We start from the raw sequence: 24,162 nt of genomic DNA, 5'->3' as shown, positions 1-24,162 counted from the left end.
TTGCGGAGCGTTACTCCTCGCTCTCCACTTTCAGGTCGAGTCGTGGAGCGAAATCTTCGTACGTACGGTCGCTAGAGACGATAGTATCGCCATCAGATTCGACGAGGTGGAGTGCATCGAATGGGGTGAAGCCATGGTCTTCGACGTATGTGGCCGCTGCGACGACCGTATCCACGTCCCCGTCCACTTCGACGAGGTTTGCGGCATTCGTGACAACCCGTTCTGTGTCGCGGTCTTCGCGGTAGGCGACTAGGAGAAGTTCGATGAGCATGAACTGTGACGTCCATAGCTCGTCTTGATGGTCACGGTAAACGGCTTCCGCGGCATCCCCGAGCCAATCTTCGTCCTTGATGAGGGCCAGCAAGAAATCTGTTTCAGCGTACATTTATCGCCCAGCATCGTCCAGTGCCGCTTCACGTGCTTCCTCTCTGAGTTCGTCGGCCGTCTTATCGACCTCCGAAAACTCGTCTCGAAGTGCGTCCAGAGGGTCGTCCGCGACCGGAATTAGTTTGATTCCGTCGTGGAGGTCGACGACGTGGTAGTGGTCTCCGTATCGCTCTCGAATCTCCTTTGGGAGCGTCAGCCGTCCCCGGTCGTCGAGCGTCGCATCGGACATATGCTCTCTTATGATGGGTACATGTAAAAGAGTTCCCCGAAATTGGCCTCTCTCCCACCGAGAGTGCGTCAGGTGCCGTTCGTGTCTTGGAGTGATGTGAAAAGCCAATGAACAAGGAAATTAGAGACCCTGTTGAAACCTTCATGACTGACGCTAAGCGATGTGAGCAATTTGTGGTGCTTATCTACCAACTTTGACTGGCTATCTTCGTTGGCATCTCATCCAGTGACTGGCTATAAGAATCACACAGAGACCTCTGCATCGGTCACGTGGCGATTCTCGTCGTCAAAAATTGGTCCGCTAGTCGGAGAGCGTCGCCTCGACCGACCGTCCCGCTTCGTCCTCGCGGCTACCGAGGAGGTAGCCACCGAAGACCATCAGCCACATCATCGGGGGGTAGACGATCATCCGTTCGGTTCCGCCGTGTCCGATGGGGCCGAAGAGCGCCGTGTTGCCGCCGTCGCCCAGGGCCATGAGCACCACGAAGGCGATTCCGAGCACCCCTGCGAATATCGAGAGCACCTTCATCGGGCCGGACAGTCGGGTCGCGCTCGCGATCGCCTGCACGTTGAAGAACAGGAAGGCCAGGAGCGCGAAGAGTCCGTGGAGTCCGGTGGGGTCGTCGAGCGTGAAGACGCCCGCACCGATGGCACCGATTCCGGCGAGCGCGAAGAGGCCCATCAGCCAGCGCGTGTCGTGTGAGCGGTAGAAAAAGTACCCGCCCAGGATGTTGAAGACGCCGCCGACGACCAGCGAAGCGTTGAACAACAGTGCGGTCTCACTGAACACGCCGAGGTCGCTGATGGCTGCCTCATTGAAATCGTACCCGGATACCATCGCTGCTCCGAGCATGATGACGGTCATGAACTGCGCAGCGAGCACGAAGAAGAATATCCCCGCGAGCTGTCGGCTGTCGGCGACCGTTTCACGTATCGTTCCCGTCGTTTCTTCGTAGGCCGCTAGCTCAGTCATCGTGATTCACCAGTTATCGATTCGCCTTCTATCGACGTACCTCCATACGATGACTCTCGATTCTTAAAAACCAGTACTCCCGATGTTGTTTTAATCCTCTTCTCGAGGGGGCGTCGTGCTTCGAGGTGGCGGACGTTCGAACCCAGAAAATCGAGGCCCACGCGAGGAAATCCGCACACCATCTTTTTCCTCCGTCGGGTGGTACTCTATCTCATGGGTGATGTCAATACGGTACGAATGTCCGACGACGAACGAGACGAGTTTCTGGGGCGAGGGGGGACGGGAGTCATTTCGTTCTCGTCGGAACCCGACGAGTCCCCGTATTCGTTGCCGGTGTCGTACGGTTTCGACCCGGACACTGGAGAGTTCTACTTCCGACTGGCGCTCGGGCCAGACAGCGGAAAGATGGACGTCGTCGGCCGACCCGTCTCGTTCGTCACCTACGACCAGACGGAGAGCGGGTGGCGAAGTGTCGTCGTCACCGGGGAATTGGCGGACGTGTCCGAAGCGGACGTTGACTCGGACGTGACACAGGGGATGCGCCACGTCGAGATTCCGCTCGTCGAGGTGTTCGACCGGAGTCCGAGGGAGGTTTCGTTTTCGTTCTTCCACCTCGACCCCGACGACGTGACGAGTCGAAAGGAGGCACGAACTGACGAGTGACCCGAAAGCGAAGTGGCCGAACGGTGGGTGACCTGATACCGTAACACGCGAACAACGACGAGACGTTCACCGAAGGATTTTTCGTCGAACACTAACCGATTTCGACCGTCCCATCGCCACGGACGACCACCTCGTGACCAGCGAACGGAAACGAGACGACGAGGTTGCTATCGCCACGTTCGACCAGTTCGTCGAGTGCGTCCGGTTCGATGCTCTCGTACAGCGGTGGAAGGTCGATAGTTCGAGTACCCGCTTCGTCGGCGACCGCGACGACGACTCGGTAGCTCACAGATTCGGTGCTCGAATCGCGATACTTCGTTTCTGTAACTCGATCATTGCTCTTCATGCGTGACTCTCTGTTCCGACGTTCCAGGTTACGACCGAACTGCCCTGACTGTACTGCCTATGCCGAACGGTTCGTCACTCGACCCCATCGTCTGTGGCACCCACGTCGTCTAGCATCGCAGCGAACACCTTCTCGAGGCCGGTCCAGAGGTGTTGGCTGAACGTCGGTTGTGAGACATCGAGCGCCTCGGCACACTCGGTGGCAGTACTCTCGCGCGGCCACGAGAGGTAGCCACACCGTACCGCGGTTTCGACCGCAGTGCGCTGTTTCTCGGTCAGATTCGCCCACAGATGTGCTGTCCGTTCTCCGTCCGAGAGGGCCGGGACACTTTTGTCGAGCGTCCGCTTGGCGACGAGTGAAGAATCGGGATGGTGCGTCTCGAACGTTTCGACGACCTCTCGTACCGTCCCGTGTGGCGGCACGTCGGCGACGACGGTAGCCTGGCCGTTCTCGGCGTGCGCTCGTTTCAACACGGCCTCGGTGTCGGCCAGCGTCGCGGCGACACACGGCCCAGTGACGACGAACTCCATCAGATTCGCCTCCTGTCGCTGTGTGACCATCCGGCCCTGGTTCGCGGTCGGCAACTCGTCGGCGACATCCAGGACGGTCTCCGGGGACGCCCCCCGGACACTGAAGAATTCGAGGACGTTTCCATCCGTCCGATGAATCGCCTCTTCGCCCACGAGTTCACACTCGGCCCGTTTGGAGGCGGCGACGAAGAAACACCGCTGGTCGTGGAGCGAAAATTCCAACTCGACGGTATCGTCCCACCGCGTTTGTTCGGAGACCATCCTAACCCGTTACGGTACTCGGACGATTAGGTGCTTCGTGGGAATTGAGAACGCGGGACGTCCCAGTCGACGACCGACGAGGAGACGAGAGTGACCGACTGGTGGGTCAGTCGCCCGAACCACCGGCTCCGCAGTCTCTCCAGCGATGAGAACCGTCGTCGCGGACGGCCTCCGAACTCTCAACTGTCCGAATATTTTTGTCGCAGCGACGTATCATCCGGAGTATGTTCCCCGAGCGAATCGAGACGGAACGTCTCGAACTCGAAGCGATAACGCACGAGACCGTCGACGTGTTCGACCTCTACAGATACACCGCACACGACGCGCCGCACATCGACGAGCTAACCGAACACCTCTCGTGGGACCCCCACGCCACGCCGAAAGAGACGAAGGAGTTCGTCGACTGGGCGGAGAGCAGGCGGGAGAAGACGAAGGGTGCCGAGTTCGTGATTCGTCCGAAAGCGGGTGAACCGAACGCGGGCGAATTCGCCGGGACGACCGGTCTCGGCATCGACTGGGAGCGCCGAACCGGTACCTTCGGCCTGTGGCTCCGCAAACCGTTCTGGGGACGTGGCTACTCGGGCGAACGCGCGGGGGCACTGATGGAACTGGCCTTCGACCGACTCGACCTCGAACTGGTCGCCGTCGAACACCTCGACGGAAACGAGCAATCCCGTCGTGCCATCGAGAAGTACGTCGACGCACACGGCGGGCAGTACGACGGTATCCTGCGCAACTGGCAACCTGACGGTGACGAGGTGCGCGACTCGCACCGCTACACCATCTCCCGCGAGCAGTGGGCTGCGAGCCACGAGGGAGACGGTTCGTGACGCTGTTCCCCAGTCGTATCGAGACGAAGCGACTGGTCCTCGAACGACTGTGTCACGAGAACGTTCCGGTACGGGAACTGTACGACCTGTTCTCCGGTCCCGAGGCGAGCGAGGTGTTCGAACACGTTCCACAATCGCCTTTTCGGTCGTTGAAAGAACCGCACGACCGCGTCGAGAAAGCCCAACCGCAGTGGGAGAACGGAACGACCGCCCGATACGCGGTTCGTCCGAAGACGGGTGAACCGAACGCGGGCGAACTGGCCGGGACGACGGTGCTGTATCCGAAGTGGGAGAGGCGGAGTGCCCAGCTCGGTCTCGTCCTCGGCGAGCGATTCTGGGGGCGAGGATACTCAGGAGAGCGGGCGGCGGTTCTGCTGGAAGTCGCCTTCGACCGCCTCGACCTCGAAATCGTCACGGTCGGCTACAACGTAGGGAACGAGCAGTCGCGCCGCGCCATCGAGAAGTACGTCGACGCACACGGCGGGCAACACGATTGCCTGCTTCGCAATTGGGTGCCGATGGACGACGTGGTAGACGACATGCACCGCTACACTGTCTCCCGCGAGCAGTGGGAGACCGAATCGGGGGGCGAGGAGTCGTGACGGACCGACTGGACGTTACGCGATTCACCACCGCCTGAAACTGGTGAAAGACGCCGGACAGACCCAATTGGACGAGAACCGCGATTCGGTCGCGTGTCCGGTCTGCGACGCGCCGTTCGTCGACCTCTTCCTGACCGAACGACGGGAACAACGGTTCAGCCCCACGTCGGCTGTGGAATCTGGCCGACCAGACGTGGCGGCGAACGACGGGAACAACGGTTCAGCCCCACGGGTTCGATGCGCTTTTGCGTCGTTCGAGAAGACGACCGAACGGTGGTGCTCACGCACGATTGAGTCGGTAGTTCTATTTTTATTAGGCCCAGAATATTCGCGGGTGATGTAAATGTGGTGTATTGAATAGAGTGCACCATCTAGCTCGTGAGTGACGAACCACCTCGAAGGCCACACTCCCGAGTGCAAAATCAACCGACAATAATGAACTTCATCGCCGAGTTCGAGATACGAACGCCGATTTTTGAGGAGACCCGGAAGGCCATCGCCGAACTGGTAATCGAAATCGAAGACATTCAGCTCAGGGCGGATAAGTTGCCGAAACTCGTCTGCTGGGTGCACTGTGAAGATTTCGAGACCTTCGAGCGCGTGGTGCTGTCAGACTCGACCGTCGAGGATTTCGAGGTTCTCGCTCCGGGTCCCGACCGACGCTTGTATCGAGTCACCCTCTCGGAAACGGGTGAATCTGCCCTCACGTACCCCATCGCGGTAGAACACGACATCACGTTTCTCGAAGTCCGAGGGACGGACAGCGGCACACAGGTTAGCGCCCGAGTCCCTGACAGAGAGGACCTGTTTTCCTTCCGTGAGAAACTCTCCGAACGGGGCATCTCGTTCCAGCTCAAACGTATCTTTCAGGCGGACCCCTCCCACGATACCCAGTACGGCGTCACCGACCGCCAGCGTGAGGTTCTCCTCTACGCTCTGGAGGAGGGCTACTTCGACGTGCCGCGACGAATCACGTTAGGAGAACTGGCGGCCGAGTTCGACGTCTCGGACCAGGCCGTCTCGACGCTCTTCCGACGCGGGCAGGCCAATCTACTCCATCACACGCTCGCCTCGGGCTCTGGAACTTAAAGGGTTGGGTGGTCAACGACAGATGATACCCGAGTCCGACCGGAAAGTAGAGCTAGCATGACCGGCGGAAGTTCATCACGAGAGTCTAACAGAGAGGGATTCCGTTATTATTCGGAGGCCGAGGAATCCCCGAGTGAGGCGGTACTCAGTGCAATGGCGACTGCCACGGGTCGAAATCCGATTCCGAACGGCACAGCCGACGAGGACGCCGGTGCACTAGAGCCCCTCTACGACTGGATAAATCCGGATGCACTCGACGCGCTTTTCCGGACGACGGGAAAGCGAACACCAGGGACTGGGACCGTGACATTCGCGTACTGTGGCTACGAGGTCACCGTCGAGAAGACGGCGACGGTGTCGGTCACGGTTCGCGAAGACTCCGACGAGGAGTAAAAGTATCTTTCGTGCGTTACACCTTTCGCGCGACCATCTCACCCCAGTGTTCGAATCCGTGTCGGTCGTAAAACGCCTGAGCCCTGTCGTTTTCTCGGTCGACGTCGAGCACTAACCTGTCGAGCGGGAGTGTCTGGTCGCGGGCGAGCGCGACGGCGGCGTCCATTAGGTCGTCCGCGACGCCCGTCCCTCGGTAGTCGGGATGGACGAAAATCTCGTTCAGGACGGCGGCGTCCCAGATGAACGCGAGCCGCTCGGGGAGCACGAAGACGTAGCCCGCGAGTTCGTCGCCGGCGTCCGCGACGGTGACACAGCGTTCGTCGTCGTCCACGCAGCGTCCGACCCAGTCGACGTACCGCTCGCGATAGTCGTCGGTCAGCTTTCCGGCGTACATCTCGGCTTTGTCGCCACCGCCGGTTCCCTCGCCGAGTCCGAGTTCGAAACCGCGTTTTAGTTTCCACAACGCCGCCACGTCGCTCGCGTCGTCCGCGTCGTACGGTCGAATCGTCGTCTCTGCTGTCGCCATGCACCCTGTCTGTGCGACGGGGGCTTACTTCTTGTGCGATTCCCACACCCGAAATCCCAGGATGCCGAAACTCATCACGCCGAAGAAGAACTGTCGACCGTTGTTGACGATGGGAAAGACACGTTCTTTCTGCTTCGGGTCGGGACCGCGCGCGAGGTCGAAACCGGTCCGGTAGTGGGTGGTCTCCGTCGACCCGCGAGACTTCGACTCGACGAACGATTGGACGATGCCGCGTTCGTTCGAGACGCTTATCTCTCCGGAGAGACTGTAGAACTGGTCGTGAACGGGATAGAAGACGTTCACGCCGTTCGTGAACAGGTCGAGACCGATACCTGCGACGAGGAGAGAGACGAAGCTCACCCAGGCGACTCGGACCCCGTACGGTCCCCATCGCTCACGAATCCAGTGGCCGCGTGCTCTGTCCGCGACCAGGAGCGTCCCGATTCCCGCCGGGAGCAACAGAGTGTGCAAGACGGCTCTGTGTCCCCCCGGAACCCACAACCCCACCAGCGTATCGAGGTCTGGGAACGCGGCAGCGGCCATCACCACCACTGCTGCACGCCCGTCGAAGTGGTCGGTGAGCAGTGACGTGGCGAGCAAGCCTGCCACCGCGACGTGGACGACCGTCGATGGCATCAACCGTTGGACGAGACCGCCGATAAAATGGTTTTTCCCCTGCCGAACACCGTAAGGAGGCCGTACTTTCGAAGGATCACGTTAGCTCGGCCTCGGCGTTCGGTGGGCCGTGCTTACGAATGGTACTCGGTCGTTGAACGCACGTATGGATGGCAAGACGAAAAGTCAGGGGTGATTTTCGACCGTCGGCACGCCGAGAGGTTTGTCCCGACCGGCGACCGTGACCGACAACCGTCGCCCACTCGTCATGTTGTGGGAAAAGAAATCGACGCGAGTATTCCTAAGCTGTCTGTCGATTTTCGACATGGTGGGTCGGTATGGTAAAGTGGGTCCCGCCTAACCCCCACACATGGCAATGGACGCCGAAGTACTCGTCGTGGGGGGTGGTTCGACGGGTACCGGAATCGCCCGCGACTTGGCGATGCGAGGGGTGGACGTCACGCTGGTCGAGAAGGGCAACCTGACACACGGGACGACGGGGCGGATGCACGGTTTGCTCCACAGCGGGGGGCGGTACGCCGTCTCCGACCAGGCCAGTGCGAAAGAGTGCATCGAGGAGAACCGCGTCCTCCGGGACATCGCGGCCCACTGCGTCGAGACGACGGGTGGGCAGTTCGTGCAGTTGGAGGGCGACGACGACGATTACTTCGAAGAGAAGTTACGGGGCTGTCGGGAGTGTAACATTCCGGCCGAAGTGCTCTCCGCGAGGGAGGCCCGCGAGCAGGAACCGTACCTGACCGAGGACGTAAAACGAGCCATCACAGTGCCAGACGGGGCTATCGACCCCTTCCGACTCTGCGTCGCCAACGCCGCCGACGCGGAGATGCACGGCGCACGCATCGAGACGCACGCGGCGGTGACCGACGTTCTCGTCGAGGGAAACGACGTGACGGGCGTCGAAGTACGCCACGAGAGCGGGCCGGGAAAGCGAAACCACGCCACGCCCGGAACCACCGAGGAGATTCGGGCCGAGTACGTCGTCAACGCGACGGGTGCGTGGGCCGGGCAACTCGGCGCGATGGCGGGCGTCGACATCGAGGTCCGCCCCTCGAAGGGCGTGATGGTCGTGATGAACTGCCGGCAGGTCGACACGGTCGTCAACCACTGCCGACCGAAGGGAGACGCCGACATCGTCGTCCCCCACGAAACCACGGCGATTCTCGGGACCACGGACGAAGAGGTTCGCGACCCCGAAGACTACCCCGAAGAGCAGTGGGAAGTCGACATGATGATAGACGAGTTGTCGAAACTCGTGCCGATTCTCGAAGACTCCCGGACGATTCGGTCGTTCTGGGGCGTGCGCCCGCTGTACGAACCCCCCGGAACCGGCACCGACGACCCGACCGACATCACCCGCGATTTCTTCCTCCTCGACCACGAGGAGCGCGACGACCTGACCGGGTTGACCAGCATCGTCGGCGGGAAGTTCACCACCTACCGGATGATGGCCGAGCAGATAGCAGACCACGTCTGCGAGCAACTGGGCGTTCGCGGCCGGTGTCGGACCGCTGACGAACCGCTTCCCGGTAGCGACGATTTCTCCCTCCTCCGCGATTACATGGACGAGTTCGGGGTACGGTCGCCCATCGGCAGGCGGAGCGTCCAGCGCCTCGGCAGTCGCGCCGAAGACGTGCTCACGACCGACGACCCGAATCCCGTCCTCTGTGAGTGTGAGGCGGTCACTCGCGCCGAGATTCGAGACGCCATCGGCGGGTCGGGAACCGACCTGAACGCGGTTCGCATCCGCACCCGCGCCTCGATGGGGAACTGTCAGGGCGGCATCTGCTGTCACCGGATGGCGAACGAACTCCACCCGGAGTACGACGAACCGACCGCCCGCGACGCCCTCGACGAACTGTTCGAAGAACGCTGGAAGGGCGAACGCCACGCCCTCTGGGGCGAACAACTCTCGCAGGCCGCGCTGAACTACGCACTCCACGCGACGACGATGAACAGAGACGCCACCGACACGGAACTCGACATGACGGACTTCGCCGCCTTCGATGGAGGACAGAATGGCGATTGAAGACGACGTCGTCGTCCTCGGTGGCGGACTCGCCGGGATGACCGCCGCGCTCGCGGCGGCACGGGACGGAGCGCGAGTCAGACTACTCTCGCACAAAGACAGTACCCTTCGACAGGCGAGCGGACTCGTCGACGTGCTGGGTTACGACGACGGTGGAATCGTCACGAACCCCTTCGACGCGGTCTCCGACCTGCCTGATACACACCCCTACCGACGAGTCGGGGAGGAGGGCGTCCGAGACGGCCTCGCCCTGTTCGATTCGGTGACCGACTATGCGGGCGGACACACCGACCGAAACGCGCTCGTCCCCACCTTCGGCGGCACCGTGAAACCGACGGCTCGCTATCCACCCCACACCGCCCCCGGACTGGCGAGCGCCCCACGCGACACCTTGCTCGTCGGGTTCGAGACGGTCGTGGATTTCGACGCGCCCGTCGCCGCAGCGCGCCTCACGGAGATGGCTCCGTTCGAAACCCACGGCGTCACGCTCTCGTTTCCCGGAGACTTTCGAACGGACGCCCGCGTCACCCGACTCGCCCACGCGCTGGACGAGAACGAGCGAGTCGAGACTGGGCGAGACGAACGAGGGCGAGGCGGTCGGGGGCGAAACGGGGGCAAATCGGCGGGCGTGACCGTCTCCATTCCCGTCAGAACCGCACTCGCCGAGCGAGTGAAACCCCACCTCGATGGCGCGGAACGCGTCGGGTTCCCGGCGATACTCGGCGAAACTCACCCCGGCGACGTTCGGGCCGACCTCGAACGAGAACTCGGCGTCGACGTGTTCGAAGTGCCGATGGGACCGCCAAGCATTCCTGGGATGCGCCTCGAAGCCGCCTTCCACCGTGCCCTCCGGGCGGCGGAGGTTCGAACGACGAGTGGGAATCCGGTCGTCGACTCCGAGGGGGAAGACCGGATTCGAGCCGTCGTCGTGGAACGTAACGGTGCGCAAATTCCGTTCTACGGCGAGCAGTTCGTGCTGGCGACCGGCGGTCTGGTGGGCAAGGGCATCGACTCCGACCGGGGTGGCGTCCGCGAACCGATATTCGACTGTCACGTACCCGCGCCGGACGACCGGTACGACTGGTTCGAAGACGGAGCGTTCGACGACCATCCCTTCGCCCGCTTTGGCGTCCGGGTAGACGACGAGCTACGGCCACTCGATTCGAGTGGCGACCCCGAGTTCGACAATCTGCGCGCTGCTGGTGGCGTGCTCGGCGGGTGTGACTTCGCGGCGGAGAAATCGGGGAGCGGTGTCTCGCTGGCGACCGGCGTCGTCGCGGGACGAACAGCGAGCGACGAGGTGAATCCATGAGTGAGAAAGAAGCTGAAAGACGAGAGGCATCGGAGCTACAGGACGTGTTCAGTGGCGAACCGATGGACCTCAGACCAGGGTCCGACGACTGTTATAAGTGTTCGACCTGCGACACGGAGTGTCCGGTCGCCGAGGTGGACGACGACTTTCCGGGACCGAAGTTTCAGGGCCCGGAGCAATGGCGACTCAAGCGCAAGGACGACCACGACATCGACGACTCGGTCATGTCGTGTTCGAACTGCATGCGCTGTGACAACGTCTGCCCCTCCGACGTGCCACTCTCCCAGATGCACAACTCCGCGAGGGCGGAGTACGTCGACGAGCAGATGTCGCGCTTCTCGCGTGAGTACGTTCGAAATCGAATCCTGGCGAACTACGGGCGACTCGCACCACTCGGTGCGCGATTCCCGCGACTCACGAACTTCGTCATGGGGCTCTCGGTGACGAAGTTCGTCAACGAGAAACTGCTCGGCATCACGGGCGAACGTGAGTTTCCCGCCTTCGCCACGCAGACGTTCCGCGAGTGGTGGGACGAGCGGGGTGGCGAGGCGGCCTCGAGAGCACGAGCGCGGACGGCCCGAGGGACGAGTGTGACCGACGGGGGCACCTCGATCGGCCAGGTGGAGAACACCGACACGCGAGACGATTGCGAAAAAAAGCGCGTCGCCTACTTCCACGGGGATTACTCGAACTTCAACACGCCGGAGGTGGCGAAGGCGATGGTTCGGGTGTTCGAATCGTTCGGTTACGAGGTGGCCGTCCCCGAACAGCGCTGTTCGGGGACGCCGATGTTCGCGAACGGGATGGCGGACGACGCCCGTCGCGCCTCGAAGTTCAACGTCGAAACCCTCGCCGCGCTGGTCGAACGGGGATACGACGTGGTCTGTTCGTGTACCTCCTGTTCGATGGCGCTCAGACAGGAGTATCCCGAACTCTACTCGTTCGACGGGACGGCGAAAGTCGCGGCGAACACCTACGAAGCCCTCGAATATCTGCGGGTCCACGAGGACCTGGATGGCGCGCTCGCCGACTCGTCCGTCCCGGAATCGGAGTTCGGCGAACTGGCCTATCACGCACCGTGTCACGCCAAGAATCAGGGTGTAGACGGCCAGGCGGTCGAACTGCTGTCGAAACTCGATGGAACCGAACCGGTCGACGTGGGCGACTCCTGTTCGGGTATCAGCGGCACCTACGGGTGGAAAGAGGAGAAGTACGAGACGTCGATGAAAATCGGCGAGGAGATGTTCGAGCACATGAACGACGTCGACGGCGAGACGGGGATGACAGAGTGTCCGACCTGCGCGATGCAGATGAACCACGGCACCGGTTACGAGATTCGACACCCACTCGAAGTGCTAGAAGCCGCACTCGTGGACGCTTGACATCCTCCCCGCGCTGAAGCGCGAGGATTCCTTCGTGGGGCGTCGGGCCGTCCGACGCTACCTCGAAGGCAACTTCCTCTCCCTGCATGGAGAGTACCGGGTTCGTGCGCTACACGTCGGCCCCCGAAACGAGGGTATGGCGTATTCGGCGCCCGAGATGGAACGCGGTATCCGCTTGTGCCGTACCCGATACCGCCTGAACCGAGGCGTCCGAATACCGGGCAACCACTCACGGTTGGAACGTGGGCGGACACGGGTCGTGCCATCGACCGTACTCCGCCGACGAGGACGGAGTGCAACCGCGAACGGGGCGTGTTTTGGTGTGCTGTCGCCCCTCGTTTACGCGGTCGTTGCCGACCATCTCCAGTGACGGGTAGAGGTGCTGTGAGGACGGCGAACGAGTCTGAACCACGTACTCCCCACCGGGTTTGCCGGTGGTGGGCGTGGAACCGTCCGTATCAGCGGGAAGCGACCCCGAGTCTTCCGATTGAGAGTTTACGTGAGTTGTCTTACCGCACGGTACGACGCCGGGCTACTTGTTCATATAGGTTGCGTAGGGTTTATCGGCTTCATCCCCGCGCTAAAGCACGTGGCTTTCTCCTCGATTTTCCGTAACCGACATACACCTTCTTACCATCTCGCGTCGTGACACGATTCGGGGGGACGATGTCACGACAACAATCGGGGGGAGTGACGCGACGCACGTTCTGCACGGCACTCGCGGTGGGATCGCTGGCAGGGGCGAGCGCACGCACGAGCGCACAGGCGGAGACGTTCCGTCTCGGCGGTGAGGTCGTCGCGTGGCACGGCCGCGAACCGCAACGTATCGCCGACCAGGACAATCCGACGTTGCAAGTGGAGGCGGGCCAGCAGTATCGCGTCGTCTGGGAGAACGTCGACGGTCAACCGCACAACTTCCAGATACTGGATTCGAACGACAACGCACTGCTCACGAGCGAAACCATCCAACAGCAAGGTGCGACACAGACGGTGACGTTCACCGCGAGTCCGGAGATGGCGCAGTATCGCTGTCAGATTCACCCGACGACGATGCTCGGCGAGATGCAAGTTTCGGGCGGTAGTGGTGCGGGTGGTGGAGACGGGGGCGGTGGCGGTGGCGGCGAAGGAGGCGGTGGCAATGGCGGCGGTGGCAATGGCGGCGGTGGCGGCGAGGGAGGCGAAGCTGCCCCTATCCGGATTCCAACCGCCGCGTACTTCCTCGCGGCGGCGATGGTGCTCGCGTTCGTCTCGCCAATCGTGTTCGCACTGCTGTTGCTGGTCGTCGGGACGGGAGACAGGATTCGCTCGTCGAAATAGGGAGCCGACCGTAGTTCTCGATACCACTCCGGAGGAACGTTTTAACCGGTTCCATCACAGTCTTCTTTCGTGTTCGAAAAGCTCGACCACGAACTCGACCTGCTAGAGCGGGCGTACCGGACGCTTTCGCTCGTCCGAACGCACGAACCGGTCGGCATCCGCCGCATCTCGACGGTATCCGACTACGAACACCACGAAGTACGGACGGCGTTCCGACTCCTCGAAGAAGAGGGCCTACTCGAGGCGACGCCGGTGGGAGCGGTCACGACCGACGCTGCAGAGCAGGCCCTAGAGGAGTTCGACGACGACATCGACGACGTTGTATCGAAAATCGACACGCTTCGCCCGCCATCATCCGAGCAGTTGCCCGCGCTCACTCGCGGGCAACGCTGACGTTCCGCATCTCTCCCTCACAGGCCGGACATTCGCCGGGGTGCTGGAGCGCACTCACACGGCGACCACACGTTTCACACTCGTACATAGCAGTCATAGCAATGTCTATACGCTACGCGAAGAGATAACAGTATTTCCTCTCTACGAATCTACAAGTTCGTCCCGTCAGTAATCGAGATCGTCGGTGTAGTGGTCGAGCAACAACACCGCGCCTGCACCGACGAGCGCGGCGACCACTGCACCGCCGAGAACGGTCGGCGTCCACGCGAAGGTATCTGCGGCGAGAACGCGCTCGACGGGGAAGCGAAGCGCACCCACCATCAGGCTGACCAGGAACGTGAGCGTCGCCGCCCGGTAGTGGTCGAGCGCCCACGAGACGATTTTGGCGACCGTCAGGAGTCCGACGCCCGCACCGAGCACGAACGTGACGACGACGATGCCCGGCGTGACGATTGCCTCGACGGTACCGCCGTCGAGGAGGCCCACGACCGCGTCTTTGAACCCGTGGAGGTTGTTCGAGAGGAACTTGTACTGCCCGAGGAGCATGAGGATGAGTGCCCCGGAGATACCCGGGAGCACCATCGCGCTGATGGCGACCGCGCCGGTCAGAAAGACGAAGGGAAGCGGCGTCGACGCGGCAGACTGCTCGACCGCACCGGAAATCAAGAACGCGATAGTGAATCCGGCGATGGCCGCGCCGATTTGACCGGGAGTGCTCACCGAAACCTCGTCGTAGAGGATGATGGCAGAAGCGCCGATGAGACCGAAGAAGAAGCCGTAGAGGAGTACGGGATAGTGGTTTCCCGCCCAGACCACCAGGCCTGTCACGGTCACGACGGCCGTGACGATTCCCGCCCCGAGTGCGAGCAGGAACGGCAGATCCATCTCGGCGAGCATCTGTCGCGTCTTCGCCCGTTCTTCGGGGTCGTGAATCTGGAGGACGCTCGTCACGATTCGCGGGTCGAACGACGCCACCGCGGAGATGAGCCGTTCGTAGATCCCCGTGATGAGGGCGATAGTTCCGCCGGAGACGCCTGGAACCGCGTCGGCAGCACCCATACAGACGCCCTTCAGGTAGATGGTCAACAGAGCACGCATCGCTCCGGGGTTTCCGGGCCAATCAAAAAACGATTCCCATCCACGCTCGACGCCGGCACGCTCTCGCTCGTCTTCCGTCACAGTGGTCGGGTCTACGCGCCACCCCGATATGAGAATGTGGGCCGGTTCGTTCAGTCGCGTCGGGCGACGACCAGTGCTGCGGCGTACGCGCCGACGAGTCCGGCCCGCGTCACGGGTGAAGCGGGGCCGGGAAGCGAGTTCGACTGGTTGCCGGTCGAGTCGTTTCCGACCGTCGAATTGTTTCCGACCGTCGGGTTGTTGCCGGTCTGGTTGCTGGGTGGTGCCGAACCGTTCGTGGAGTTCGTCGAGTTGTTCGCGCCACCGGGCTGAATTGTCTGCTGTTGGTTCACCGAGACCGTGACCGGTTCGTCGTTCTCGCCGAGCACCTGTCCTTCGGTGACCTGTGCTGTGCCGTTCTGGAACGTGAAGCCGCCGTCACCGGCTTTCATCGGCGTCCGGAACTCGTAGGGGCCGGCCGCGCGGACGCTGACGTTCGTGTAGCCTTTCTCGGTTCCCCACTTCTCGTAGCCGGTCGTGGAGTACGGAAGCGTCATCGTGAACTTCCCGTTCTGGTCGGTTCTCGCCTTCTGCGTGTACGTGAACGTCCCGCTGTCGGATTGCATCCGCACGGACGCGGTGATGGTCGTGTTCGCGGGACCAGTGCCCTGCACGGTCGCACCGGGGACGCGTTCGAACGCCTTCACCCACGCGGGTGAGGTGCGGAAGAAGTCCTGGCTCGAGACGCCCGCCTGCTGGAGCAGTCCGAGTCGCTGCTGGAGGACCTGGATGTGTGACGGCACCTGCGTCGACCGTGACCGACTCTCTTTGACGACGCGGTAGTGTTCGAGTGCCGGGACGCGCTCGCTCGGATACGGACCGATACCGCCGATCTGCGAGGTCTGGTCCTGCTCCACGTACTCGCGGGCCTTTTGCATCGAGTCGAAGCGCTTTACGATGGTCTCGTTCGGGCCCTGCGGAGCCTGTTTGAACGACTGTCCCTGATACGAGGCCGGGTCCCAATCGACCACGACCGGTTTCGGTTCGACCGCACTCCCGTGATAGCGGTAGAGTCGAACCATCATGGTCTCGTAGTACGGCTGTTTGTGTTGGACGACGTACTGGTTCTGCCCGAGCAGGATGTAATCCATGAACGTCGACTGGGAGACGTTCTGGTTGAAGACGGTCGGGGCGTAGAACTTCGTGTTGCCCGCCTGCCCTCGCGTCTCGACCATCTTCCAGTCGACCATCACGTAGCGCGTCTGCTCGTTCGCATCGCCCATTCGTTCGAGTTGCTGGTTCGCCTCGGACTCGTTCTGGGCGAGCAGGTAGTTCGCGGCGGGTCGCGCACCCTCCTGGAACGGATTGGCGTTCGGGATGCGTTCGCCTTCGACGGTGATCCAGTGACCGTAGTCCCACCAGGACATGACGCCGTAGGTTCCCTTCGGGTAGTCGTAGTCGCCGTCGCCCTCGGAGTAGGTGCCGTAGTACGCCATCTCGTTTCTGACACCGCCGTAGGTGCCCTCCGCTGGCGTGTTCGTCTGCATCCACTCCAGCGTGCCGTCCCACTGTGTCACCGCACCGGGACCGGTGCTGTTGCCCATCTGGACGGCGTTGTACGTCTTGGTGTTGCCCACCTGCACGGGCACGACGAGCGCCGGCAGGACGAGCATGAAGACGAAGACGACAGCCAACACCTGATACGCTTGGGCGTTCTCGAACGTCTCACGCGAGGGAGTCTCGAAGCCGACGAAGCCGAGTACCCACCCGAGGAGGTAGGCGTTCAACACCGCGACTGGAACCGCGAGGTAGTAGTTGAACCGCACCTGCGTGAACGCGGCGGAGGTGATGAACGCCGCCCAGACGAGCACGAGCAGTTTCTCCGCCTCGTGTTCGTCGGCCGCGAACGAGCGCCAGACCATCACCAGTGCGCCGACGATGGCGGTGAAGAACGTCAGTCCGTACTGCGGGATGACCGCGGAAGAGAGCGATTGGCCGCCCTGCAGGAACGGTTTCGCCTCGCCGATGGTCCGCTGTGCCGCACCGGCACCGAAGCCGACGAACCGGACGAGGTTGACCCGGATGAGGTTGAAGAGGTCCGGCAACGCGAGGTACACGACGAGCGTGCCGACCGCAAGGATGCCGAAGATTGCGGCCGGGTAGAGCGTCGGCGAGAGGTCGCGGTCGTCCCACTCGCGGGCCAGCCACGTCATGAAGCCTGCGCCGACCGCGATGGCGAACGCCACGAGCGGTTGAAGCAGGGAGAACTTCGTCGCGCTGAACGACAGCGTCCCGAGCGGGACGAGTAAGAGCAGTCCTGTCACGCCCATGCTCACCGTGGCGACGAACGCGAGGTGGTCGGGGCTGACACCGCGGACGTAGTCGGCGGTGAGCTTCAGCAGGAAGAACGCGCCGAAGATACCGATGAGGAGGACGCCCGGTGGCCACGTCCAGAGGTAGAGGGCGGTGGCGACACCGGCGAGGACGCTGTAGCCGAGCGGGCGGCGAACCGCCGCGAAGTCGCGGTCTGCGAGGAGTTCGAACAGCGGTCGTTCGCGTTCGGCCGCCGTGACAGCGACCATCATCGCCAGGACGGCGAACGCTTGGAAGAGCGGCTCGACGACGTTGTGGTCCGCGAAGCCGACGAGGCCGCGCCGCAGGAAGACGCCCGGAAGCAGTGCGAGGATGAGCGCGCCGAACAGCCCGCCGAGACGGCCGCCGAGTCGCTTGCCGATGAAGTACGTGGGGACGAGGACGAGCGTGCCGAACACGGCAGGCGCGACGAGGAGCGTCAGCGCGACGGTCTTTTGTGAAGGGTCACCCAGTCCGACGACGAGTGCGGCGGTGGCGACGAGCTGGTCGTAGAGCGTGCCGAACTGCCCGACGCTCGTCCCGTATGGGTAGTACGTCCACGGGTCGAACGGCATCGTCGCGGGCCAGTTGTTCACGGTGTACTGTACCTGCCGGAGGTGATACCACGCGTCGTTGCCGGAGAAAAACACCTCACCGTTGACGGTGAAGTTGCCGTAGGCCTGGAGCCGCACCCACAGCATGAATCCCAGCAAAAGCGCAAGGACGGGGACGTGGTACCAGTCTTCGAGTTGGTCGAGGACGGAGTCGACGAGGTTGGAGGACTCCTCGACCTGTTCTGTGCCTTGGCTCATTAGGTGAAAGGTCTGGCAAAACGCGCATAAGCCTTATGATAGCGTGATAGGAAATCGAAGCTCGCGGTGCTATTGGGAAGACATGTACGATGTCACATTGGGTATTTTACCACTTTAGTACGAGTCCAGGAAGGTACTTCTTGACCGAAGAACCACGTGAATCGCCTCGGGGTCAAGCCCCGGGGCATTCTCCTATGCCGCCTGTAAAACGCTCCCGATGGTGCCGCGTAACTCCCGACTCACGGCTAGCAGCAGACCGATGTATGTCACTCCACCGACCAAAAGTAGGATACTAAGGTCGAACCACGACTGTACAATCACGACGCGTTCGGCAGCGGAGACGATAAGGAACATTACTGCGCCGACCCCGACCTGCACGCGCAGTGGTCGCGGGAAGAGTTCAATAGATGGAAATTCTTGTTTGAGAATATACGCAGCACTTACGTAGATAAGACTCTCCGCGATGACAGTGGCGACAACGACACCGATCGAACCAATCCGAAGCGTGAGGGCGACACCAAGAACGATGTTGATCGCCAGTGCAACGCTGGAAATCCACATATTTACATCTGGTCTATCGAGACCATTCAGCGTTTGACTTAGCGGCGTCGTCTGCGTTGAGATGACCCGATAGGCCGCGATACCAGCAATAAGCGTAGCCCCAAGCGTGTACTCTGGGCCATACACCGTCACGACCAATGGCCTTGGAATAGCGAGCGCGCCGAAAAAAATTGGAATCGCAAGGATACTCGAAAACGCAATTGTGTTCGTTATTTCCTGTGCTACCGCTTTCCCTTCGCTCCATAGCTTGCTCACGCGCGGCATCAATCCACTCCCGGCGAGCGTCGCCACGAACGTCGCCGGGATTGTCAGTTGTGCCGCAACCTCGTAATTAGCCGCCGTAGCAGGTACCAACAGTATACCTAACAGAATTACATCGAAGCGGTTGTACAACGTTGCAAAGAAATCTGTTGGGATGCTATATCGGGCGTAGCTGAAAAGACTCAAAAAGGTATCAAGCGATGGTACTGCTGGTCTTGTTCCGAGATAGTAGAAGACGATGGGGAATGTCAATACCGTCGCACCCACGAGTCCATAGACCATCCCGTCCGCACCATATCCTGCAAGAATGAAAACAAAAACGAACTGTAGCGGCAGTGTTAGGTAGGATCGAAGTGCGTCGGTCCACGTTGCTATTCCGATTTGACCTCTAGCTTTTAGCACGCGATCGAACGACTCATAGTTTGACTCAGAAGCAAGCAGTATCACGAATAGGAGTGGTGCCATCGTGAGACCGCTGTAAGACTGGAGTTGATCGGCCAACAGCAGTGCCATGCCCGAGGTGAAGAGGAGCCAGAGTGCATTGAAAAGAAACTGCGCACCGACGATTTCACGTCGTCGAGCCGCATTTTCGGAGAACCGTTTTTTGCTTGCAGTCGCCCACCCCGTCAACGGTCTGTCTGCAAGTTTCGTCGCGCCAAAAAGTAGGTAGTACCCACCGAATACCGTTGGACCGAGTTCTCGCGCAAAGAGGACGCTCGCGAAGAACCCGGTTGCTGCCATAGCGAACTTTGCCACAGTCGCCTTCGCCGTTTCGCCACCGAGACTGACGTCCGTCGCTTCGGTCATGTTCTATTCCCATAACAGTCGGTCAGTCTAAACTCCGCGCTAGTATTCATGGTCTTAGACTCTTCTCTCGTTGCCGTACACCGTCGACTTGCGCTTTGAGATCATCCAAAAGTTTGTATAGTCGCTCTCCGACCACCGAACGGAGCAATAGCCGATAGAACGGCCACTCGCTCGGACACAAGAGAATTGCGATTAGGGTATACCATATCGCGGTTCGCCTGTTTCCGGCATCATAAGCCATCTTCCCAAACTTCCGAAACCTCCATCCATTCACGAACCTCCGACCGTATCGCTCGACGAGGTCATTGTGTTTTTCCAACAACTGCGGATACGCCGACTCCCGTGCCATCTCAAGGTTGCCACTCATCTTCCTCGGAGACTCCATCGCGTACTGTACAAGTGGCTCGTCGACGCAGCCGACGGCGTACTCACGTGCAACCCGAAGGTACCACTCGCGATCTTCCCAGAGCATGAAGTTCTCGTCGAAGTTTCCAATCGACTTGACAACCTCACGTTCGACCATCACGCCTGACGGTGGTCCGATGACGTTGCGACAGAGCAGTTTCCGTAGTAGATTTCCGTCGATGTCCACTTGGGCGATAGACTGAACCTCATCCAAACGATTAACCATATACCGCCACGACGTACAGAGCCCCACATCTGTGCTCTGTAATACCCGAACCTGCTTTACCGTCTTGTCCGGTTCCCACACATCGTCGTCGTCCAGAAACGCAAAAATGTCACCCGATGCGGTGTCAATACCTCGATTTCTCGCCTTCGGTAGCCCTTCAGGCGAGTCGCCGCCGATATATGTCAGATTTCTACCAATATTTTCGAACGACGGCGGCAACACGTCTTCGTAACTCGAATCGTCGACGACCACGATTTCAATATTCGAGTACGTCTGTGCGTCTATACTTTCAACTGCCCGTTCGACCAAGCGTGGCCGATCCAATGTCGGCACGATTGCACTGACGAGCGGTTTGTCAGGCATAACCGAGGTCTTCGAGTTGGTCCATCACTTGTTGACTCAGTTTATCGCTATCATTGCCGTTCGTGTCGGCGTAGTCGAGCTCGGCAGTCAATTCGCGGATTCGTTTGCGTGGGTCGTCGTACGGTGAGGATCCAATTTCCTCGAACCCACCGAACGTCTCAAAACCGTAGTAATTACTGTTGACAATGCCGTCGAGTTCCGTCTGGAGGAACTGGATGTCACCATATCCCTTGCTTTGCAGCGCGAAATAGTTCCGGTCGTGAAGACCGTGGTACTCCACTAGATACTCTCCCTCTTCGATGTTATCTAATAAGTTTTGACCGCGTGTGCCCGCTGGAGCGTCAACACCTGTAGCCGAAAGAACCGTCTGGTATACGTCAAGGATACTTACGGTCTCGTGGACGCTCACAGCGTCGTCTTCACCCGAATATATTGACAACGGAATGTGTGTAAGTTCGGGATAGATGCCATACATGTGTTCCCATGCTTCGTGTTCGCCGAGGAGCTCGCCGTGATCTGCGAGGGTTATTATGACGTCGAAGTCCTCCTTCAGGGTCTCAAAGATGTCAGCGTAGATATCGGAGAGGTAGCGAACGCAGTCGTTGTAGGCTCGCCTAACCTCCTCAGGGGCGTCCGCGGGTTCTTCGAACGTCGCGTCGAGTCCTCGAATATCTACTTTCTCTCCGGTTGCGAATCCCTCAGGTGGGTGGTACGGCGCGTGTGCTTCCATGAGATTCAGAAATAGGAACTCATCGTCGCGGAAGTCAGTATTTGACACAAGATTAAGTGCGGTCGCCGCACCATCGTCAACGGTGTCCTCGTCCTTGTTCGCATCTCTGAGCTTCAGTTTCACCCCCCGCTTGAGTGACGGAATGGTGGCATACTCCCCCAGCACTACTTCCTTGAGTGCATAGAGAAACCGCTCTGGACCCATGTCCCGTGTCCGAGCGATGAACTTGTCCCAATTAAATGTGTTCCGTTTCATCCCCTCAAGACGCCAACTCCCACGAAACATGTCGAAGCCCCTGTCGGCATCAAATGTCGGAGAGATGTTAGGGTTTGCACTGAACATCCTAGTCGTATATCCCGCTTCCGAAAGCGTCTCTGCTAATAGTGGATAGTCAGTATCGAACATCTGGTTACTAGCGTATATCCCGACCTCACTCGCGTACTTACCCGTAAACAGTGACGCATGCGTAGGGACGGTCCAATGACTAGTACTCCATGCGTTCTCGTACCTATGACCGGGGAGCCAATCAAAATGTTCATCGAACGCGTCTTTACGGAGGGTATCCAGAACGATGAGTGCAATATTGGTCATTGTTATTTCCTCTGGCGAATAGTATCTACGAAGTCCCAGACTCCGTTCCGCCATAGCCAATCGTTTATTCGACCAATCGTCGTATCTGGTACAATAATGTTTTCGTATCGGTCAGGGTATGCTGCTCGGAGTCGAGATTCGATTGCACCGTCGATGGTCGCTCGGGGCAATTCGGGGTGAACCATCCGAACACGGTCGCTGTACCGACAGTCACCGTCCGCGTCCCGCTCCATCCGCCAACCAAACTCAGTGTCATCGCGCCAGCCAGCGTAATTGCTGTCGAAACCCCCAGCCTCGAGCGCAACACTCCGCTTGAATGCGAGGTTACACCCTACGTACTTACGCGCTCCCTCATATGTTCGACCACCATCAACACGGCCTTCAAGACAAACCAAGTTAGGGTATGTTTCGAACTCATTGGCGATGTTTGAAAGCCAGTCTGAGCCCGGTCGACAGTCATCGTCCGTCAACGCAACGATATTTGCGTTAGCGGCCTCGATTCCCACGTTTCGAGCCTCACAAATGTTGAGGGTGGCGTCATTCACGATGAGAACTTCGAATGCGTTGAACGTCTGTGATTCGAGGAAGGCGACAACTTCCTCGTGGCTGTTCGTGGGGAGCGTCGGAATCACCACCGAAATCTTCGGTTCACTCGCAGTGAGTGGACATTCTATCAACATTTCTCACCCCCACAGCGGTACGTTCGACTACGTCCTGCAATCCCTGCTGGAACGATTCATAGCTATATCGCTCAGCGCAGTCCTGAATCACCTTGCTATCGTACTTATTAGAATCAAACGCGCGAACCGTCTCACGGATGGATTCAACGGTCGACTCGAACAGCTCACCAGTCACGCCTTCCTCAACTTGATACTTCGTGAACCCCTCGTTCACGCCAAGCAAAGGCTTCCCAGCCATTAGCGCCTCTGCACCGACGAGTCCGAAGTCCTCTTGAACGGGAGCGTAGATGACCGCCGTCGAACGCGCGACGAGCGATTCGATGTCGTCGACGAACCCTCGCACTTCGATGTTGTCGTGACCGCGTGCGATGCGCTCGACTTTCTGGCGGTCAACTCCATCACCCGCGATGACGAGACGTTCGTCCAGTTCGGTGAATGCCTCGGCGAGTAGCGGCATTCGTTTTTCGGGAGCCAACCTTGACCACGTGACGAAATATCCATCATCGCCCTCGTTGCGCCAATTCCCGGTTACGGGCGGATACACTATCTCCGCGTCACGATGGTAGTACCGCCGGATTCGCTCACAAATCAACTCGCTGTTGGCAACGAACGTATCGACGTAGTCGTTTGCCTCCTTGTCCAACGCGCGCCACCATTTTGCATAGGTTTTCAAGGCAAATCGAACACCCGGATAGTCGAACTGCGCCATCCGATCGCGGTAGAGGTCGTAGAGCCAGCGTGGTGGGCTGTGCGGGTAGTGGATGATGGTTTGGTCGACAGTCGGGACATAGTGTTTGGACAGTGGTGCACTCTCCAGAATCACGTCGTACTCGGTGAGATCTGGGTGTGCGTCGGTCATGTCCATCGCCACAGAGAGCGTTTCGAGCGGATTCGATCCCTCGTTTTTCCACGCGAGGACGTGTTTCGACAGACCCCGTGCGTACTTTTCCTGTTTGATGGGGATGACGCGCACATCGTCCGGAATCTCTGTACCAGGATAGACGTACATCGTGTAAATCGGCGCGTCGAGGGTTCGAGCCGCCTCGATGGCGAACTTCTCACCACCACCCATTTGCGGAAAGCGGTCGTGGAGGATAGCGACAGAGGGAGAGTCGTCCGGCATTCCTTAGACCTTTGAAAACCACTCAGGAAGTATAAGCTTTCTCACTGCTGTTGTTCGAATATCACGAGCTATCGATTTCATTTTGCTCACAGAGATTCGAGGCGGAAGCCCACGACTGAAGTCCTGTCTCTTACCCACAAGTGCTAACGCCGCAGCTGACGAACCGAGGCTGTAAGATGCGGCATGGTTCACATAGTTGGCGGCCTGATATAGATGATGACGGAGAGTTGTGTGACATGGA

27 protein-coding genes are annotated in these 24,162 nt (G+C 60.0%); 11 read left to right on the top strand and 16 right to left on the bottom strand.

Translation table 11 applies throughout. The annotated features are described in order from the left end of the window. Positions 1-10 precede the first annotated feature (10 nt). The 3 genes from ACR3FF_RS11765 to ACR3FF_RS11755 all read right to left on the bottom strand — a co-directional run bounded on the left by ACR3FF_RS11765 (position 11) and on the right by ACR3FF_RS11755 (position 1,588). The gene (locus ACR3FF_RS11765; RefSeq protein WP_458188217.1) at positions 11-385 is read right to left on the bottom strand and encodes a type II toxin-antitoxin system VapC family toxin; all 375 of its coding nucleotides are present in this window, start codon (positions 383-385) and stop codon (positions 11-13) included. Beyond that, on the bottom strand, positions 386-616 hold the full coding sequence (locus ACR3FF_RS11760; RefSeq protein WP_458188216.1) for an AbrB/MazE/SpoVT family DNA-binding domain-containing protein: 231 nt from the start codon (positions 614-616) through the stop codon (positions 386-388). It abuts the gene before it with no gap. Positions 617-916: 300 nt separating this feature from the next. Next, positions 917-1,588, bottom strand: coding sequence for a DUF998 domain-containing protein (locus ACR3FF_RS11755; RefSeq protein WP_458188214.1), 672 nt, complete (start codon positions 1,586-1,588; stop codon positions 917-919). 213 nt (positions 1,589-1,801) lie between these two features. Between ACR3FF_RS11755 and ACR3FF_RS11750 the strand changes: the two genes are divergently transcribed. Then, positions 1,802-2,251, top strand: a complete 450-nt coding sequence (locus ACR3FF_RS11750) for a pyridoxamine 5'-phosphate oxidase family protein (protein WP_458188213.1) — start codon at positions 1,802-1,804, stop codon at positions 2,249-2,251. A 91-nt stretch (positions 2,252-2,342) separates the two neighbouring features. Here ACR3FF_RS11750 and ACR3FF_RS11745 read toward each other — a convergent pair whose 3' ends face one another. After that, positions 2,343-2,540, bottom strand: a complete 198-nt coding sequence (locus tag ACR3FF_RS11745) for a HalOD1 output domain-containing protein (RefSeq protein ID WP_458188212.1) — start codon at positions 2,538-2,540, stop codon at positions 2,343-2,345. Between the two features lie 131 nt (positions 2,541-2,671). Next, positions 2,672-3,388 carry a bacterio-opsin activator domain-containing protein gene (locus tag ACR3FF_RS11740; protein WP_458188211.1) on the bottom strand — a complete coding sequence of 239 codons (717 nt, stop codon included), beginning with the start codon at positions 3,386-3,388 and terminating at the stop codon, positions 2,672-2,674. 224 nt (positions 3,389-3,612) lie between these two features. Here ACR3FF_RS11740 and ACR3FF_RS11735 point away from each other — a divergent pair, with 224 nt between their 5' ends. From ACR3FF_RS11735 to ACR3FF_RS11715, 5 genes are all read left to right on the top strand, one after another. Further along, entirely contained in the window at positions 3,613-4,218 is a 606-nt protein-coding gene (locus tag ACR3FF_RS11735; RefSeq protein ID WP_458188210.1) for a GNAT family N-acetyltransferase, read from the top strand. Between the two features lie 2 nt (positions 4,219-4,220). After that, positions 4,221-4,820, top strand: coding sequence for a GNAT family N-acetyltransferase (locus tag ACR3FF_RS11730; RefSeq protein ID WP_458188251.1), 600 nt, complete (start codon positions 4,221-4,223; stop codon positions 4,818-4,820). Continuing rightward, on the top strand, positions 4,771-5,163 hold the full coding sequence (locus ACR3FF_RS11725; RefSeq protein WP_458188250.1) for a DUF7385 family protein: 393 nt from the start codon (positions 4,771-4,773) through the stop codon (positions 5,161-5,163). The genes ACR3FF_RS11730 and ACR3FF_RS11725 overlap by 50 nt, the downstream gene beginning before the upstream one ends. Positions 5,164-5,255: 92 nt before the next feature. Then, positions 5,256-5,909, top strand: a complete 654-nt coding sequence (locus ACR3FF_RS11720; protein ID WP_458188209.1) for a helix-turn-helix domain-containing protein — start codon at positions 5,256-5,258, stop codon at positions 5,907-5,909. Between the two features lie 153 nt (positions 5,910-6,062). Continuing rightward, the gene (locus tag ACR3FF_RS11715; RefSeq protein ID WP_458188208.1) at positions 6,063-6,302 is read left to right on the top strand and encodes a HalOD1 output domain-containing protein; all 240 of its coding nucleotides are present in this window, start codon (positions 6,063-6,065) and stop codon (positions 6,300-6,302) included. Between the two features lie 16 nt (positions 6,303-6,318). Here ACR3FF_RS11715 and ACR3FF_RS11710 read toward each other — a convergent pair whose 3' ends face one another. Together ACR3FF_RS11710 and ACR3FF_RS11705 are read right to left on the bottom strand one after the other, a co-directional pair. Next, positions 6,319-6,828 (bottom strand): GNAT family N-acetyltransferase, encoded by a 510-nt coding sequence (locus ACR3FF_RS11710; protein ID WP_458188206.1) that lies wholly within the window; start codon positions 6,826-6,828, stop codon positions 6,319-6,321. 24 nt (positions 6,829-6,852) lie between these two features. Beyond that, positions 6,853-7,464: a metal-dependent hydrolase gene (locus tag ACR3FF_RS11705; protein ID WP_458188205.1), complete on the bottom strand. Its 612-nt coding sequence runs from the start codon at positions 7,462-7,464 to the stop codon at positions 6,853-6,855. A gap of 349 nt (positions 7,465-7,813) precedes the next feature. Here ACR3FF_RS11705 and glpA point away from each other — a divergent pair, with 349 nt between their 5' ends. Genes glpA through ACR3FF_RS11690 form a run of 3 tightly spaced genes read left to right on the top strand, consistent with a single transcriptional unit; the run spans position 7,814 to position 12,184 of the window. Next, entirely contained in the window at positions 7,814-9,490 is a 1,677-nt protein-coding gene (glpA, locus tag ACR3FF_RS11700) for an anaerobic glycerol-3-phosphate dehydrogenase subunit GlpA (protein WP_458188204.1), read from the top strand. Continuing rightward, on the top strand, positions 9,480-10,802 hold the full coding sequence (glpB, locus tag ACR3FF_RS11695; RefSeq protein ID WP_458188203.1) for a glycerol-3-phosphate dehydrogenase subunit GlpB: 1,323 nt from the start codon (positions 9,480-9,482) through the stop codon (positions 10,800-10,802). Before glpA ends, glpB begins: the two co-directional genes overlap by 11 nt. Next, complete coding sequence (locus ACR3FF_RS11690) at positions 10,799-12,184, top strand: anaerobic glycerol-3-phosphate dehydrogenase subunit C (protein ID WP_458188202.1); 1,386 nt, start codon at positions 10,799-10,801, stop codon at positions 12,182-12,184. The genes glpB and ACR3FF_RS11690 overlap by 4 nt, the downstream gene beginning before the upstream one ends. 229 nt (positions 12,185-12,413) lie before the next feature. Here ACR3FF_RS11690 and ACR3FF_RS11685 read toward each other — a convergent pair whose 3' ends face one another. Beyond that, positions 12,414-12,596: a hypothetical protein gene (locus ACR3FF_RS11685; RefSeq protein WP_458188201.1), complete on the bottom strand. Its 183-nt coding sequence runs from the start codon at positions 12,594-12,596 to the stop codon at positions 12,414-12,416. Between the two features lie 254 nt (positions 12,597-12,850). Between ACR3FF_RS11685 and ACR3FF_RS11680 the strand changes: the two genes are divergently transcribed. Both ACR3FF_RS11680 and ACR3FF_RS11675 read left to right on the top strand, forming a co-directional pair. After that, the gene (locus ACR3FF_RS11680) at positions 12,851-13,501 is read left to right on the top strand and encodes a cupredoxin domain-containing protein (protein ID WP_458188200.1); all 651 of its coding nucleotides are present in this window, start codon (positions 12,851-12,853) and stop codon (positions 13,499-13,501) included. A gap of 69 nt (positions 13,502-13,570) precedes the next feature. Then, positions 13,571-13,894: a hypothetical protein gene (locus tag ACR3FF_RS11675; protein ID WP_458188199.1), complete on the top strand. Its 324-nt coding sequence runs from the start codon at positions 13,571-13,573 to the stop codon at positions 13,892-13,894. On the opposite strand, the gene ACR3FF_RS11670 is transcribed toward ACR3FF_RS11675, so the two are convergent. The 8 genes from ACR3FF_RS11670 to ACR3FF_RS11635 all read right to left on the bottom strand — a co-directional run bounded on the left by ACR3FF_RS11670 (position 13,875) and on the right by ACR3FF_RS11635 (position 23,921). Next, positions 13,875-13,991 carry a rubrerythrin-like domain-containing protein gene (locus ACR3FF_RS11670; RefSeq protein WP_458188198.1) on the bottom strand — a complete coding sequence of 39 codons (117 nt, stop codon included), beginning with the start codon at positions 13,989-13,991 and terminating at the stop codon, positions 13,875-13,877. The genes ACR3FF_RS11675 and ACR3FF_RS11670 overlap by 20 nt on opposite strands. Before the next feature lie 68 nt (positions 13,992-14,059). Beyond that, positions 14,060-14,992 carry a DUF368 domain-containing protein gene (locus tag ACR3FF_RS11665; RefSeq protein WP_458188249.1) on the bottom strand — a complete coding sequence of 311 codons (933 nt, stop codon included), beginning with the start codon at positions 14,990-14,992 and terminating at the stop codon, positions 14,060-14,062. A gap of 131 nt (positions 14,993-15,123) precedes the next feature. Continuing rightward, the gene (locus ACR3FF_RS11660; protein WP_458188197.1) at positions 15,124-18,174 is read right to left on the bottom strand and encodes an oligosaccharyl transferase, archaeosortase A system-associated; all 3,051 of its coding nucleotides are present in this window, start codon (positions 18,172-18,174) and stop codon (positions 15,124-15,126) included. 192 nt (positions 18,175-18,366) lie between these two features. Further along, a complete protein-coding gene (locus ACR3FF_RS11655; protein ID WP_458188196.1) occupies positions 18,367-19,803 on the bottom strand; it encodes an oligosaccharide flippase family protein in 1,437 nt (478 codons plus the stop codon). A 46-nt stretch (positions 19,804-19,849) separates the two neighbouring features. Further along, positions 19,850-20,797, bottom strand: a complete 948-nt coding sequence (locus ACR3FF_RS11650; protein WP_458188195.1) for a glycosyltransferase family 2 protein — start codon at positions 20,795-20,797, stop codon at positions 19,850-19,852. After that, on the bottom strand, positions 20,790-22,118 hold the full coding sequence (locus ACR3FF_RS11645; protein WP_458188194.1) for a sulfatase-like hydrolase/transferase: 1,329 nt from the start codon (positions 22,116-22,118) through the stop codon (positions 20,790-20,792). Before ACR3FF_RS11645 ends, ACR3FF_RS11650 begins: the two co-directional genes overlap by 8 nt. A gap of 2 nt (positions 22,119-22,120) precedes the next feature. Beyond that, positions 22,121-22,798 carry a glycosyltransferase family 2 protein gene (locus ACR3FF_RS11640; protein WP_458188193.1) on the bottom strand — a complete coding sequence of 226 codons (678 nt, stop codon included), beginning with the start codon at positions 22,796-22,798 and terminating at the stop codon, positions 22,121-22,123. Then, complete coding sequence (locus tag ACR3FF_RS11635) at positions 22,767-23,921, bottom strand: glycosyltransferase (protein WP_458188192.1); 1,155 nt, start codon at positions 23,919-23,921, stop codon at positions 22,767-22,769. Before ACR3FF_RS11635 ends, ACR3FF_RS11640 begins: the two co-directional genes overlap by 32 nt. Positions 23,922-24,162 lie beyond the last annotated feature (241 nt).

It is taken from the genome of Haladaptatus ordinarius (assembly GCF_054177595.1).
Note: the sequence above shows the minus strand (reverse complement) of the source record. Positions and strands in the feature narration are given on the sequence as shown.

What these genes read in the sequence shown, in the direction of transcription:
- ACR3FF_RS11705 (WP_458188205.1), bottom strand. Translation starts at nt 7,464, where the DNA reads ATGCCATCGACGGTCGTCCACGTCGCGGTGGCAGGCTTGCTCGCCACG.
- ACR3FF_RS11765 (WP_458188217.1), bottom strand. Translation starts at nt 385, where the DNA reads ATGTACGCTGAAACAGATTTCTTGCTGGCCCTCATCAAGGACGAAGAT.
- ACR3FF_RS11670 (WP_458188198.1), bottom strand. Translation starts at nt 13,991, where the DNA reads ATGACTGCTATGTACGAGTGTGAAACGTGTGGTCGCCGTGTGAGTGCG.
- ACR3FF_RS11720 (WP_458188209.1), top strand. Translation starts at nt 5,256, where the DNA reads ATGAACTTCATCGCCGAGTTCGAGATACGAACGCCGATTTTTGAGGAG.
- ACR3FF_RS11650 (WP_458188195.1), bottom strand. Translation starts at nt 20,797, where the DNA reads ATGCCTGACAAACCGCTCGTCAGTGCAATCGTGCCGACATTGGATCGG.
- ACR3FF_RS11660 (WP_458188197.1), bottom strand. Translation starts at nt 18,174, where the DNA reads ATGAGCCAAGGCACAGAACAGGTCGAGGAGTCCTCCAACCTCGTCGAC.
- ACR3FF_RS11645 (WP_458188194.1), bottom strand. Translation starts at nt 22,118, where the DNA reads ATGACCAATATTGCACTCATCGTTCTGGATACCCTCCGTAAAGACGCG.
- ACR3FF_RS11715 (WP_458188208.1), top strand. Translation starts at nt 6,063, where the DNA reads ATGGCGACTGCCACGGGTCGAAATCCGATTCCGAACGGCACAGCCGAC.
- ACR3FF_RS11640 (WP_458188193.1), bottom strand. Translation starts at nt 22,798, where the DNA reads ATGTTGATAGAATGTCCACTCACTGCGAGTGAACCGAAGATTTCGGTG.
- ACR3FF_RS11760 (WP_458188216.1), bottom strand. Translation starts at nt 616, where the DNA reads ATGTCCGATGCGACGCTCGACGACCGGGGACGGCTGACGCTCCCAAAG.
- ACR3FF_RS11755 (WP_458188214.1), bottom strand. Translation starts at nt 1,588, where the DNA reads ATGACTGAGCTAGCGGCCTACGAAGAAACGACGGGAACGATACGTGAA.
- ACR3FF_RS11735 (WP_458188210.1), top strand. Translation starts at nt 3,613, where the DNA reads ATGTTCCCCGAGCGAATCGAGACGGAACGTCTCGAACTCGAAGCGATA.
- glpA (WP_458188204.1), top strand. Translation starts at nt 7,814, where the DNA reads ATGGCAATGGACGCCGAAGTACTCGTCGTGGGGGGTGGTTCGACGGGT.
- ACR3FF_RS11690 (WP_458188202.1), top strand. Translation starts at nt 10,799, where the DNA reads ATGAGTGAGAAAGAAGCTGAAAGACGAGAGGCATCGGAGCTACAGGAC.
- ACR3FF_RS11680 (WP_458188200.1), top strand. Translation starts at nt 12,851, where the DNA reads ATGTCACGACAACAATCGGGGGGAGTGACGCGACGCACGTTCTGCACG.
- ACR3FF_RS11635 (WP_458188192.1), bottom strand. Translation starts at nt 23,921, where the DNA reads ATGCCGGACGACTCTCCCTCTGTCGCTATCCTCCACGACCGCTTTCCG.
- ACR3FF_RS11665 (WP_458188249.1), bottom strand. Translation starts at nt 14,992, where the DNA reads ATGCGTGCTCTGTTGACCATCTACCTGAAGGGCGTCTGTATGGGTGCT.
- ACR3FF_RS11710 (WP_458188206.1), bottom strand. Translation starts at nt 6,828, where the DNA reads ATGGCGACAGCAGAGACGACGATTCGACCGTACGACGCGGACGACGCG.
- ACR3FF_RS11655 (WP_458188196.1), bottom strand. Translation starts at nt 19,803, where the DNA reads ATGACCGAAGCGACGGACGTCAGTCTCGGTGGCGAAACGGCGAAGGCG.
- ACR3FF_RS11750 (WP_458188213.1), top strand. Translation starts at nt 1,802, where the DNA reads ATGGGTGATGTCAATACGGTACGAATGTCCGACGACGAACGAGACGAG.
- ACR3FF_RS11740 (WP_458188211.1), bottom strand. Translation starts at nt 3,388, where the DNA reads ATGGTCTCCGAACAAACGCGGTGGGACGATACCGTCGAGTTGGAATTT.
- glpB (WP_458188203.1), top strand. Translation starts at nt 9,480, where the DNA reads ATGGCGATTGAAGACGACGTCGTCGTCCTCGGTGGCGGACTCGCCGGG.